At 38.9% G+C, this 13,704-nt stretch carries 11 protein-coding genes, 1 pseudogene and 1 riboswitch; of the genes and pseudogenes, 8 read left to right on the top strand and 4 right to left on the bottom strand.

The features are described from left to right. Positions 1–676: 676 nt before the first annotated feature. On the bottom strand, positions 677–2,026 hold the full coding sequence (locus tag O3670_RS03445; protein ID WP_048790062.1) for an MATE family efflux transporter: 1,350 nt from the start codon (positions 2,024–2,026) through the stop codon (positions 677–679). A gap of 63 nt (positions 2,027–2,089) precedes the next feature. After that, positions 2,090–2,923, bottom strand: a complete 834-nt coding sequence (locus O3670_RS03440; RefSeq protein WP_227039585.1) for a helix-turn-helix domain-containing protein — start codon at positions 2,921–2,923, stop codon at positions 2,090–2,092. Positions 2,924–3,052: 129 nt separating this feature from the next. Here O3670_RS03440 and O3670_RS03435 point away from each other — a divergent pair, with 129 nt between their 5' ends. Continuing rightward, the gene (locus O3670_RS03435; protein ID WP_195187519.1) at positions 3,053–4,621 is read left to right on the top strand and encodes an ATP-binding cassette domain-containing protein; all 1,569 of its coding nucleotides are present in this window, start codon (positions 3,053–3,055) and stop codon (positions 4,619–4,621) included. Between the two features lie 121 nt (positions 4,622–4,742). Here the strand turns inward: O3670_RS03435 and O3670_RS03430 are convergent, their stop codons facing one another. Together O3670_RS03430 and O3670_RS03425 are read right to left on the bottom strand one after the other, a co-directional pair. Then, positions 4,743–6,011 (bottom strand): nucleobase:cation symporter-2 family protein, encoded by a 1,269-nt coding sequence (locus tag O3670_RS03430; RefSeq protein ID WP_073686875.1) that lies wholly within the window; start codon positions 6,009–6,011, stop codon positions 4,743–4,745. Then, a complete protein-coding gene (locus O3670_RS03425) occupies positions 6,011–6,592 on the bottom strand; it encodes a xanthine phosphoribosyltransferase (RefSeq protein ID WP_049528094.1) in 582 nt (193 codons plus the stop codon). The genes O3670_RS03430 and O3670_RS03425 overlap by 1 nt, the downstream gene beginning before the upstream one ends. A 147-nt stretch (positions 6,593–6,739) precedes the next feature. Continuing rightward, positions 6,740–6,835, bottom strand: a riboswitch (purine riboswitch). Positions 6,836–7,041: 206 nt separating this feature from the next. Between O3670_RS03425 and O3670_RS03420 the strand changes: the two are divergent. The 7 genes and pseudogenes from O3670_RS03420 (at position 7,042) to O3670_RS03390 (ending at position 13,664) form a co-directional block, all read left to right on the top strand. Then, positions 7,042–7,722 (top strand): annotated as a pseudogene (locus tag O3670_RS03420) (response regulator transcription factor). Beyond that, positions 7,712–8,689 carry a sensor histidine kinase gene (locus O3670_RS03415; RefSeq protein WP_371595780.1) on the top strand — a complete coding sequence of 326 codons (978 nt, stop codon included), beginning with the start codon at positions 7,712–7,714 and terminating at the stop codon, positions 8,687–8,689. Before O3670_RS03420 ends, O3670_RS03415 begins: the two are co-directional and overlap by 11 nt. 141 nt (positions 8,690–8,830) lie before the next feature. Further along, positions 8,831–9,589, top strand: coding sequence for an ABC transporter ATP-binding protein (locus O3670_RS03410; RefSeq protein ID WP_008534947.1), 759 nt, complete (start codon positions 8,831–8,833; stop codon positions 9,587–9,589). Position 9,590: 1 nt separating this feature from the next. Continuing rightward, positions 9,591–11,591: an ABC transporter permease gene (locus O3670_RS03405; RefSeq protein ID WP_371595779.1), complete on the top strand. Its 2,001-nt coding sequence runs from the start codon at positions 9,591–9,593 to the stop codon at positions 11,589–11,591. Between the two features lie 84 nt (positions 11,592–11,675). Beyond that, positions 11,676–12,170 carry a YkgJ family cysteine cluster protein gene (locus tag O3670_RS03400; protein WP_004182309.1) on the top strand — a complete coding sequence of 165 codons (495 nt, stop codon included), beginning with the start codon at positions 11,676–11,678 and terminating at the stop codon, positions 12,168–12,170. Positions 12,171–12,182: 12 nt separating this feature from the next. After that, a complete protein-coding gene (locus O3670_RS03395; protein ID WP_037602160.1) occupies positions 12,183–12,848 on the top strand; it encodes a hypothetical protein in 666 nt (221 codons plus the stop codon). Positions 12,849–12,986: 138 nt separating this feature from the next. Next, positions 12,987–13,664, top strand: coding sequence for a hypothetical protein (locus O3670_RS03390; protein ID WP_037602158.1), 678 nt, complete (start codon positions 12,987–12,989; stop codon positions 13,662–13,664). Positions 13,665–13,704 lie beyond the last annotated feature (40 nt).

Below are 13,704 nucleotides of genomic sequence, written 5' to 3'. Positions count from 1 at the left end.
CAAACCAAAAAGTAGTACACTATAGTAGTGAGAAATCTGACAAGTGTTAAAGTCTTATTTTTCCATAGATTTTGCTAGTTTTGGTGTCTGTAAACATTATTGTACTTTGTGTAATAATTAGTCTTCCCAACCTCCCAATTATGATTTTATATGTCTTAACTTACCTAAATATAGCTAGCAAAAGAGTACCAATTTCCATAAAGGAATATGACAGCACTTGTTAGATTTTGTGATAAGATTCAGATAGTCCTAAGGACTATTTTATTGTGCTAAATCTTTTTGACGGAGCTTATTATGGAATGGATGAATAAACTAATCATATTAATAGCCATTTGTGTCTTGTGGTTCTGGTCTTTTCTTTTACTTCCTAAAACAGGGGAGAAAGTCGTTTATCTTTATCATTTCCTAGCTCTATGTGGTTTAGTCATGATTTATTTTGCCCTAATTGACCCAGCTGGTCTCTGTGATACCTTTTTCAATATTAAACATCTATGTTTTCATTAATGGATCCAGTTTGACAATAGGTCAGGAAAATCTGAATATAACTAATCACTCATAAAAAAAGCTTTCTGTACATTGACAACAGTTTATCTGTTTTCAATATGCAGGAGGCTTTTTCTTTATTATCAAGATCTGGTCAGAGAAAAAGCAGTCCGACTAGACTGCTTAAGGTATATTAATGATGTGATTCGTAGCGTTTGACGATTCTATTTAGGCGCCATTGGTAACAAAGTCCACTGACGATAAGACTGGCAATCAGGCCAATCCAGTAACTATATGGACCCAGTCCAGCGACTTTTTCAAGAAGGTAGCCAACAGGGAAAGTCATGCCCCAGTATGACAAGACACCGAGATAGAAAGGGACTTTGGTGTCCTTATAGCCACGCAGAATTCCTTGAAGTGGAGCCGCAAAGACATCCGCCACTTGAAAGAAGAGGCTATAGGTCATGAAAACGGCCGTCATTCTCAAAAACTCAGGTTCATGGCCGTAGAGTTCTGCTAAATCATAGCGCAAGAAATAGAGGAAGAACAAGGTAAAACCAGCAAAACCTAAGGCAGTTAGACGTCCTAGCTTGCTATAGCTCTTGACCGCATCCATGCGTTTAGCTCCAAATTCGTAAGAAATAATGATAGCCATTGCACTGGAAACACTGAGAGGAAAGGCATACATGAGGTTTGAGAAATTCATGGCCGCCTGATGACTGGCAATGACTAGGGATGGATACTTGGCCATAACTAGACCAACGCCTGAGAAGATGGCGACTTCCGCAAAGACGGTCCCCCCAATTGGAAGCCCTAGTTTCAGTGCGTCAAGCAGAGCCTCTTTATCAAGAGGTTGAATCCTTTCGATGTGGTAGGGTTTAACCTTCTTATGCTTTCTGATAACTGCGATGGAAATAAGGAGAAGGGCCCAGTAAGCCAATGAAGTTCCCAGACCTGCTCCGGCTCCCCCCAACTCTGGCAGATTAGCGATGCCATAGATGAGGAGGAAATTGAAGAAACCATTTAGTGGTAGAAGCAAAAGCATGAGGTACATGGACAGGCGCGTGAGGCCAAGCGCATCAAGAAAGGAGCGCACCACGCTAAAGAGCAGAAGGGGAATAATCCCAAGGCTCAAAAAGCGTAGGTAACCAAGAGCCACCTTTCTGACCACAGGTTCCAAACCTAAGTGGCCCAGAACTAAGGGGGCCCCCAGAAAAACAAGGGCAAAGAGAATCAGTGATAGCCCTAAAGCCATATAGAGAAATTGGTAGAAATCAGGTGCCACTCGGTCCTTGCGACCTGCCCCTAGATGGTGACCGATAATCGGAACCAAGGCAGAGACAATACCTGTTAAGAAGGTGAAAAAAGGACTCCATAAACTCGTTGCCATGGCTACCCCCGCCAAGTGTAGGGTATCGTATTGACCAGTCATGGTAGTGTCCACAAAGGCTGCCGAAAAGTTGGCAAACTGATAAATCAGTATGGGCACAAAAATCTTGAAGAAAACAAGAAATCGCTCACGGAGAGAATGTGTTTCGTGCATTCTGTTTTCCTTTCTAAATTTTTCAAATTATATAATCATTGTACAACTGTTATCCAATAAAGTCTATAATTGACGGAAAGTTCGGTCCCATTCTCTCAAATTATCGTCATCTCCCATAAAAGCCAAGTAGTGGAGAATTTCTTTATGTATAGTTTTTCCCATATTCTTATCGATAAATTTATAAAGGTATGCAGCCTCTAGTTCTTTAAGATAGAGTTTTTGTAACATGAAATAATCTGGTAATTGAATAGTTTTTAGTTCGTTTAGATAGTAATCACTATCTTCTTGATTTCCGTAAAGAATGATTTGGAAAATACAACGACTGATAACATCTAAAGTGATTCGATCTAAATTATTTCTAAGATTTTTACCGAGAATTGATAGGAGTTCTTTAATGTATATTTTTAGCGCATCTTCTGTGAAGATATCCTTTACCATATCCAGTAAATCAATATCAAGAAGTGTCCAAATATCAATCGAAAAGAAGTAGTTTTGAAGTTCTGTAGCAATATCTTGGTTAACTGACTGGTTTTGAAGTTTTGAAATCTGACAGGTAATACAAAGACTAATCAGATAATCACTATAATTAGTTTCTCCTAAAATGCGAAACCTTTCTGCGACTTGCTTCAGTGCTTCAAAATCTAGATGATTTGAGGCGTGATTGTATTGATTAGCGAGTTTTATGTAGGTTTCGTCCACAAGATATTCTTGTCCGAAAAATTCATTATATTCGACTTTTAGGTGTTTTAAAAGTTTGAAAAGAGTATCATTTGAGAGTGATGTTTTGTTATTTTCAAAGTCTGAAATACTCGCTACAGATCCGGACACTTGAGCGAGTCTCTGAATAGTGTATTTTCTCTGTTTTCGAATCTGCTTAAATTTTTGACCTAGTTCCATATAAAATTTCCTTATCGGATTTCCGAAATTTCAATAGTTGATACTATTAATAAACTAAAATAATAGTATCAAATGGAAGGAGGTAAAAGCAATGATTATTGAAAAAAATAAATCAGTTGCTGTATCACAATGATGGTTAAATTTTTTAAGCTACTTCCTAAAAAGGACATTATACTTTATATCATTTTTGCGCTTCTTTATTCCTGTCAAGGCATTGTAATACCTGTAATTATCCAGATGGCAGGTCATATAGATAGTAGTGATAGTCGGGATTTAATAGTTTTTACATTTTCGAGTATCTCTCTTTGGGTGGTTGTGTACGCTGTTATGTATATAGAGAATATTCTGCTTCGTTCTATTATTAGAGCGTTTAATGTAAGCCTATCAGAAAATATTTTAAAGAATCATACTGTCTTTCCTAAAAACATCTCCGATTCTGAGCTTTGCTCACTCTTGACACAAGATCTTGGAATTGTAGACCAGGAGTTCCTCCAATCTTTTCTAATCTCGCCAGTGTGGGGCGCCTCTGTCCTAGTATCTGTAATTTATCTGCTCAAACAAAATCTTATTGTGGGTAGTCTTTTTACTGTAGGTGCCTTTCTGATGATTTTGCCTCAGTTTATTTTTAAGAGAAAATTGAAAGAGTCAGGAGAATTACTAAGTAGCTCAAAAGAGAAGAATTTAAGAGCTATTACAGACTTTGGTAAAGGGATTGAAACGATTATTTGCAACCAAGCAGAAAAAGAGAATGTAAAGCAAACTCTCATAACCCTTAGTGAGATGGAGACGACACAATTTAAGTATTATACATTTCAGAATTTAGTTATGTTTTGGACAGGACCTCTGAAAGCTGTCGGCTTGATTGGACCATTTGTGATTGGTCTTGTCATGAAACAAAATTCAATTACTACACTTATTGCTATGATGTCTGCTTCAACATATCTTATTAACCCCTTACAACAGATTCTGGAGGCTATTGCAAGTATTCAATCAAGTCAAGTGATAAAAGATAAATTATTGACATTTGGAAGTGAGTCAGAAATTCCTTCAAAAGGGCTTCACATACATACTTTAGAAGAAATTCAGTTAAAAAACGTCACTAAATCTTATGATAATCAAGAGATTTTTCGAGATGTTACGGTTACTTTTTCATTGTCTCAGCATAATCTTATAGTTGGTGATAGTGGTATCGGAAAAACAACACTTTTTAGGTTAATATCAGGGCAAGATAAGGCATATAGTGGGAAAATCATTTTTAAAAGCATTGATGGAAGGGAGCTGACTCCAAATTTAGATAATATTGCAATTATTCATCAAAATCCCTATGTCTTTCATACAAGTGTGCGACATAATCTAACTCTTTATCAAGATTATTCTGACTCATTGCTCATTTCAACACTAAAAAAAGTTGGACTATGGGAGGCTTGTTGTCATCAATTGGACTATGAATTAACTGGAGATAACTTTTCAGGTGGTCAAATCATAAAACTTGAGATTGCACGTGCTATTTTGAGGGAAAAGCAGGTTTTACTTGCGGATGAGATGATGGCTTCTTTAGATGAAGCAAGTTCAAAAGAAATAAGTAATGTCTTGAAACAGTTGCCTAATAGTATTATTGAAATTGCCCATCATTACAATCTGGAAGATTACGATGTTGTCTATAGAATTGAAAATAAGTCAATCGTAAGAATTAAATAGCATGAGCTACTTTCAGTAAAATCAAGACAGAGTAGTTGCTTAGTCTTTTCTTTTGCTTTACAACTTGAAGATTTTAATTTCAAAGAAAACACCTAAGTCAAGTGACTCAGGTGTTCTTGTGTTATTTTTCTTTTTTGTTATGGTTCAAAATGGTATTGAGGACGATGGCAAGCAAGCTTGCAACGACGATACCGTTTGAGAAGAACATTTGGAAAGCATTTGGTAGGCTGTTGAAGAGGTTGCTGCCGTTAAGACCAACCCCTGCAGCGATTGATACCGCAGCAATCAAGAAGTTGTGTTCGTTGTTGGCGAAATCAACACGTGCCAAGATTTGCATTCCTTGGATAGAAACAAAACCGAACATGACAAGCATAGCGCCACCAAGGACTGGGCTTGGGATGATTTGAGCCAAGGCACCAAACTTAGGAAGGAGTCCAAGAAGAACAAGGAAACCAGCTGCATAGTAGATTGGCAAGCGAGTCTTGATACCTGACAATTTCACAAGACCAACGTTTTGTGAAAAACCAGTGTATGGGAAGGTGTTGAAGAGTCCACCAAGGAGAACAGCCAAACCTTCAGCGCGGTAACCGTTACGAAGGCGAGTGCTATCGAGTGGTTCTTTGGTAATATCAGAGAGGGCCAAGTAAACTCCAGTTGATTCAACCATAGACACTGTAGCGATAATACACATCATGATGATTGATGACAACTCAAACTTAGGCATTCCGAAGTAGAATGGTGTTGGCACGTGGACAATAGGTGCCGCAGCCACTGGTGAGAAGTCAACTAAGCCCATGCTTGCTGCGATAGCAGTACCGACAATCAAACCAATCAAGATTGAGATGGATTTGATAAATCCTTTAGTGAAAATATTAATCAAAAGGATGATGAGAACGGTGATAGCTGCAAGGAAGAGGCTTTGACCAGTTGGTTTATCAACGTTGTTCCCCATATTTCCGATAGCCACAGGGATGAGGGTCAAACCAATAGTAGTGATGACAGATCCCGTAACGATAGAGGGGAAGAGATTGGCCACTTTTGAAAAGACGCCAGAAACGAGGATAACATAAATCCCTGAAACGATAAGGGCACCAAACATAGCACCGCTACCGTGTTTCTCACCAATCATAATAAGTGGTGCTACTGACTGGAAGGCAACCCCAAGAACAACTGGAAGACCGATACCGAAGTATTTATTAAGTTGAAGTTGGAGGAAGGTTGCTACACCACACATGAAAATGTCGGTTGAAATCAAGTAGGTTAATTCATGAGCTGAATAGCCCAAGGCTCCAGCAATCATGATTGGAACCAGGATTGATCCCGAGTACATGGCAAGAAGGTGTTGCAGTCCTAGGACCGCCGCCTGCGAATGTTTCTCTTTATTTTGCATTAGATGTCTGCCTCCTTAAATACGATCTGACCATTTTCAAAACGATCCAAACGAGCAAGTGAAACGACTGGGTAGCCAGCTTCTTCCAGAAGGGCACGACCATCTTGGAAAGATTTCTCAATAACGATACCGACCGCTTCGACGTGTGCGCCAGCTTCTTCGATGATTTGAATCAAGCCTTTGGCAGCTTGGCCGTTAGCTAGGAAGTCATCAACGATGAGAACCTTATCTTCAGGAGTGAGGAACTTGCTTGCGATAGAGACAGTGCTAGTCACCTGCTTAGTGAAGGAGTAAACCTCAGCAGTGAGGATCCCTTCATTCATGGTGATATTTTTAGCCTTCTTAGCAAAGATCATAGGGACATCCAAAGCCTCAGCAGCATAGAGGGCTGGAGCAATACCAGATGCTTCGATAGTCACCACCTTAGTGATGCCTGCATCCTTGAACTTTTCAGCAAAGACCTTTCCAATCTCACGCATGAGATCAAAGTCCACTTGGTGAGTAAGGAAAGAGTCAACTTTGAGGATGTTCTCCCCAAGGACATTCCCATCTTTGAGAATGCGGTCTTCCAGTAATTTCATATTACCTCCTATAAAAAATAAAACTAAAGTGTATTTTGATTTTCTCAGATTCCATTGAGACTCTGACAAAGATCAAACCAATCGAATAACAGAAAAAGGCCTGCCAAGCAAGCCTTTAAAATCACAAAAAAACGGTAAAATCTTTCTATGACTTTATGACTTACTTATTGTTAGGTGTTACGGCACCTTGTAGAAACGTCACGCCGATTCGTGACATAAATAAGTAATGTTCTCATTATTCGATGAAGCTGTCGTTGGTTGATGATAAACCAACATCAACTCTATTATAATACTATATTTTCTTTGAAGACTCAAAGGATTTTTCCTATGAAAACGCACTATTTTAAAAGTTGGAAAATTTAATCTAACATTATTGTAAGATTTGTTGAGAAAGGTCGTTTCTTGGGGTATTTATTGTTATAATAGTGGGAAATGAAAGAGGTTGAGTTATGCATAAGATTTTATTAGTGGAGGACGACGAGGTTATCCGTCAACAAGTCAAAAAAATGCTAGAACAGTGGGGTTACGAAGTTGTTCTTGTTGAAGATTTCATGGAAGTGTTATCTATTTTTGTAAAAGTAGAGCCCCACTTGGTTCTTATGGACATTGGTTTACCTCTATTTAATGGTTATCATTGGTGTCAGGAAATTCGTAAGGTCTCCAAGGTGCCTATTATGTTCTTGTCTTCCAGAGATCAGGCCATGGATATCGTTATGGCAATCAATATGGGTGGGGACGACTTTGTGACTAAACCCTTTGACCAAAATGTTCTCTTGGCAAAAATTTAAGGGCTTTTGCGCCGATCTTATGAGTTTGGAAAGGATCAGAGTCTTTTGGAATATATGGGTGTGATTCTGAACCTTAAAGCCATGGATCTGGTTTATCAGGGAGAAGTAGTTTCTTTGACCAAGAACGAGTTTCAGATTTTACAAGTTCTCTTCGACCATGCTGGAAATATCGTTAGTCGGGAAGACCTGATGAAGGAGCTTTGGAATAGTGACTTCTTTATTGATGATAATACCCTGTCTGTCAATGTGGCACGTTTACGTAAGAAGTTAGAGGCAGTTGGTTTGAAGGATTTTATTGAAACCAAGAAAGGTGTCGGTTACGGGTTGCGTCATGATGGATAAGCGTCAATTTATCAAATATCAGATTAGGTCTCGTCTACCTTTCTATCTTTTGTTTATTTTTAATGGAATCATCTTGGTTTTGTTTGCCTTTTTATTTGAAGAGGCAGCAGATATTCTTCATTATGCCTTGACCATACTGACATTTGTGGCTATCATCATGGTTATTTGGGACCTGGTTAGCTCTTATCAGTCTTATAACTTAGCCTATCTCTATGAGAAAATGACACCATCAAGTCCTTTAGAATTTTATCTAGTTCAAGCTTTGGAGAGTGCTAGGGAGAGTCAGATGTCTCAGGCTGAGGAGGAGCGCAAGCGCTATACAGATTTGATGGACTACTATACGCTCTGGGTTCACCAAATCAAGACACCAATAGCAGCCAGTCAATTATTACTTCAGGATGTTAGGAATAGTAAAACTAAGCCTCTCTTGGAGCAAGAGGTCTTTAAGATTGATGCCTACACCAATCTGGTCTTGCAGTATTTACGTTTGGAAAACTTTCATGATGATTTGCAGTTGAGGCAGGTTGCATTAGACCCCTTGGTTAAAGAAGTTGTTAGAAAACATAGTCTATTCTTTATTCAAAAAGGGTTGACTATTAATTTACATGACTTGGATGTTATGGTCGTTTCAGATGAAAAATGGCTCTTGGTTATCATAGAGCAGGTCTTATCAAATAGTTTGAAGTACACAAAAAGTGGTGGCATTGACATTTACTTCAAAGATAATAGGCTTTATCTTAAAGATACAGGGATTGGTATTAAAAATAGTGATATTTTACGTGTCTTTGAGCGTGGTTTTTCAGGTTACAATGGCCGCTTGACTCAGCAGTCGTCTGGGTTAGGTCTCTATCTTTCTAAGAAGATTGCTGATCAGCTTGGACATGAGATAAGTATTAGCTCTCAAGTGGGACAAGGAACCACCGTTTCCATTCATTTTCAAAAGCAGAAGTTGGCTATTGATTACTAACTTACAAAAGTGTAAGAAATAAGACCAGAAATGAAAGCAAGGGTTATGGTTGAGACCTTGCTTTTTCTATAAAATGGTATCAGAAGTTAAGTAAGAGGTTCCTAAAATCTCTTCCAAATCTATTAAATAAAGGAGCTTATTATGACATTACTAGATGTTCAACATGTTAAAAAAATCTATAAAACACGTTTCAAAGGAAATCAGGTTGAAGCCCTTAAAGATATCCATTTTACGGTTGATAAAGGTGACTATGTTGCAATCATGGGTGAGTCTGGGTCAGGAAAATCAACCTTGCTTAATATCCTTGCCATGCTTGATAAACCAACAGCAGGGCGTGTCTATCTGAATGGTATGGACACAGCAACCATCAAAAACAAGGATGCTTCTAGCTTCCGTCGTGAAAGATTAGGGTTTGTTTTCCAGGATTTCAATCTTTTAGATACCCTATCAGTTAAAGATAATATTTTGCTACCTTTGGTTCTTTCTCGTCGCCCACTTAAGCAAATGATGACACAAGTAGATGCAATCAGTCGTCAACTGGGAATTCATTCCTTACTGGAGAAGTACCCTTATGAAATTTCAGGTGGCCAAAAGCAAAGGGTTGCGGTTGCGCGTGCAATCATCACAAAACCAGAAATACTCTTAGCAGATGAGCCAACAGGTGCCCTGGATTCCAAATCTTCAGCAGCGCTCTTGGATGTCTTCGATGCTATTAATGCCAGCGGTCAGACCATTCTCATGGTAACTCACTCGACAGCGGCCGCCAGTCGAGCGCAGCGTGTTTTGTTTATCAAGGATGGAATTCTTTATAATCAAATCTTCAAAGGAGATAAGTCTGAACATCAAATGTTCCAGGAAATTTCCGATACACTAACTGCAATGGCAAGTGAGGTGAACTAATATGTTTCGTCTAACCAATAGACTGGCTTTGTCCAATCTCATAAAAAATCGTAAGCTTTATTATCCTTTTGCTTTAGCAACTATTCTGGCTATTGCCATTACCTATATCTTTACATCTTTAACGCTTAATCCTCATCTGGATGACTTGACTGGGGCAGATGCTATCAAGATGGTTTTGGGGATGGGACTTGGAATTGTTGCCCTATCCTCTGGAATTATTGTTCTTTATGCCAATAGCTTTGTTATGAAAAATCGTTCAAGGGAGCTTGGTCTCTATAGTGTGCTAGGCTTAGAGAAGCGTCACCTCTTTAGTATGATTCTAAAAGAAACAGTGATTATGAGTTTTGTGACTTTGCTACTAGGTATAGGTGTGGGGGCACTTTTTGATAAACTCATTTATGCTTTTCTTCAAAGGCTTATCGGTGAAAGTACTGGTTTAGTCTCGACCTTTCAAGTAATGACAATTCCTATTGTTCTTGTCATCTTTGCTTGTATTTTTGGTTTGTTGGTTTTGGTAAATGGTTTCCGATTGCTACGGCTTAATCCTTTACAATTAACTAAAGATGGCCTTAAGGGTGAAAAAAAGGGACGTTTTCTAGTTATTCAAACCCTTTTGGGACTTGGTGCTATGGGGTATGGTTACTATCTTGCTCTCTCTGTTCAGAATCCAGTAACGGCTATTATGAGTTTTTTCCTAGCTGTTCTACTGGTCATTCTAGGGACTTACCTTCTCTTTAATGCCGGGACAACAGTTGTTCTGCAACTCTTGAAAAAGAAGAAGAGCTACTATTACAAGCCCAATAATATGATTTCCATTTCCAACCTTGTCTTTCGGATGAAGAAAAATGCAGTTGGGCTGGCGACCATTGCCATCCTATCAAGTATGGTTCTAGTGACGCTTGTAGGTGCTGCAAGTATCTATGCTGGAAAAAAAGACTATTTGGCCAGTGCTGCTCCACATGAGTACTCAGTTACCGGAACGAATGTAGATGTAACAAGTACACAAAAGGTTATGGATGATTTCTTATCACAGTCGGGAAATCAGGTAAATAGAAAAACGGAAGTAACTTACCTCTACTTTGGTATCAAAGAACAAGAAAAAAACAAGCTAACCATCTTTTCTGAGAATGAAAGAAAAGTTCTACCAAAGTCAGTTTTTCTTGTCTTCTCACAAGCAACTTATAAGCAATTAACAGGTAAAGACCTCAATCTGACTTCAAATCAAGTTGGCTTATTTACTAAAAATAAAATATTGAAAGATCAAAAGAGTGTCTCTATCAATGGTCAAAACTACCAGATTCAGGAAAGCCTTAATGACTTTATTAAAGGTAAAGTACCTAATATCTTTACAACCATAGTTTCTGATTATAGCTACCTTGTCGTTCCTGATATGGATAATTTTAAAGAAAGTATCAAAGGAACAGCAACCACTCAATCTACTTATGTTGGTGTTAACGTCAAAGACCCTACACATGAAGCCAAGAAAAATTCAGATTTGCTAGACAAACTCACGGATAAAGAAACGCAACAGTTAGCTGGACAAACTACTGGTGTCCCTGGGCCTAACCTCACTGCTAATAGCCGATATGATGTAGAAGGGATGCTAAATGGCTTTGTTGGCGGAACCTTATTTATCGGTATTTTCTTATCCATTATCTTTATGCTTGGCACAGTTCTCGTGATTTACTATAAACAGATTTCTGAAGGTTATGAGGATCGTGAGCGCTTTGTTATTCTTCAAAAGATTGGGTTGGACGATCAACAAGTCAAGAAAACCATTCGTAAACAAGTTCTTACTGTCTTTTTCCTCCCTCTGATTTTTGCCTTTACACACTTAGCCTTTGCTTACCATATGATCAGTTTGATTGTGCGTGTTATTGGGGTTCTCAATCCAAATCTTATGTTAGTGGTCACTATTATTGTTTGTGGCGTCTTCTTCCTAGCCTATGTCTTGGTTTTCGCCCTAACGTCGCGTTCTTATCGTAGAATCGTATCGATGTAACTAACATAGAGTCTAGTTCAAGCTAGGCTCTATTTCTTTTATGCTATAATAGATGAAAGAATTATAAATCATCGGAGAAAACACATGTCACAGACTATTGATGTCAAACGTTACGAGGAATTGGCACGTCAAAAGCAGGGGGAGCACCGTAAATTTCTAGCACAACTCAAGAAGAAAGCCCCTAAAAATTTAGATAAGATTGTTCAGCAGGTACACAATGAAGTTTTTCAGGAGATTGATTGTGTCCAGTGTGCCAATTGTTGTAAGACACTAGGCCCAGACTTCACAGAGCAGGACATTACTCGTATTGCCAAGCATTTTCGCATGAAGTTACCTGCTTTCGAGGAGATGTACTTGCAAGTAGATGAGGATGGCGATAAGGTCTTCAAGTCCATGCCTTGTCCATTTTTGGGGCCTGATAATCTCTGTGACATCTATGATGTCCGCCCCAAGGCCTGTGCAGCCTTTCCTCACACAGACCGTAAGAAAATCTATCAGATCAATCATCTGACTATTAAAAATACGCTTTTCTGTCCAGCAGCCTACCTTTTTGTGGAAAAACTCAAGGATAGGATTTAGAAAGGAACTGTTATGAGACGCTTTAATGCAGGTGTTATCACCCTACTTATCATTGCTGCCTATTTTATCGCGACAGCCTTTATTCCAGATTTGTATTTGGCCTTTAATTATAAGTTGATTTTGGCCTTGCTTTTTGTGCTTTTGAGTTGGCAATCTAAGGGGAAATTTCTCTTTTTCTTGGGAATGGCTTTTCTATCAACCTATATTCATGACCTCTTTAGATTGGACTATTCAGAATGGACCCTGTTTGTAGGGATTCTTATCTTGGGAATTGCGGTGGACCGTTTGAGCAAGCCAAGTTATAAAAAGAACTTCTCTTACAAGGTTTCTAAAGAACATGAGCGAGAGATTTTTGCTAAGACCTTATTTTCAGAGTCTGTTCAGGTGGTGACTTCACAAAACCTCGAAACTGTCTATGCCAATGCCGATTTTGGACGTTTGACTTTAGATTTGCGTCAGGCTCAGTTTATGACGGACCGACCTCAGATTGTGGTTCAGGCCAATTTTTCTCATGTTGTCATTCGAGTGCCTAAGGATTGGCAAGTGGATACACATGGGCTTCATACAAGCCTAGCAGGAGTGAAAGGCTACGATAGTCTGGGAGAGCGAGACTTGTCTAGCACTACAGTTTCTCTAACAGGCTCAGTATCCTTTGGACAGGTAACTGTCAAACATTGAAAAATGATGAAAGGGCGAAAGCTCTTTTTTTCTTGCAATTCCTTCTTATATAACATTGAATACGTTTACAAATAGTGCTATACTGATAGTGAAAATAATTGGAAAATTGCAATCATTTCTTTAGAAAGGAGTCTTCTTATGCAACGGTTTAATCTTCGGTCTTTCTTATTGCTTTTACTAGCAGCTTGTTTTATCGCTAGTGCCTTTATTCCAGATTTTTGGATCATGGTCAATTATAATCTGGTTTTCTTCGTGGCCTTCTTTTGTTTTGGTATCCTGAATAGGCGGCCTCTCCTCGTTTTTCTTGGTTTGGCCTTCTTATCACCCTATGTTCATGACTTGTTAAACCTTGATTTTGCACAGTGGAATCTCTTTAGCGGTATCTTTCTCATTGGTTTGGCCTTAGAGCTTTTTTATGGTCGTAGTCAAAAGAAGGGTCTCACTAAAGACTATAAGGTTAATAAGAATGACCAAGAGGGGCCTCATATTTCTGTTAAGACCTATATGGCTGAGGATAGGTATCGTATCTATTCTCAAGAAGTCGAAACGATTGATATGAATCTAGCTTTTGGTGAGCTTTGGTTGGATTTGAGTCAGGCCAAATTTGCGTCAGATCGGGTAGCTGTTCATCTTGATGCAAAGTTTGGTGAAGTTCATATCCGACTTCCTCACGGCTGTGTCATGGATACCACTGGAATTTCACATCCTCTGTCATCTGTGAAGGTGGATCGTTTCGAATCTGATTTCGAGCAAGTTGAAACGAGACTTCATCTGAGCGGAAGTCTCTTCTGTACGGAGTTGGAAGTGGAGTATTAAGGGAAGTCCAATGATGTCAGCGATATTGTCAAGCATGGCA

Origin of the sequence: Streptococcus sp. 27098_8_74 (assembly GCF_041431705.1) — a bacterium.
Classification (GTDB): domain Bacteria; phylum Bacillota; class Bacilli; order Lactobacillales; family Streptococcaceae; genus Streptococcus; species Streptococcus salivarius_E.
The sequence above is the reverse complement of the archived record's forward strand: the minus strand, read 5'-3'. Positions and strand labels throughout refer to the sequence as shown.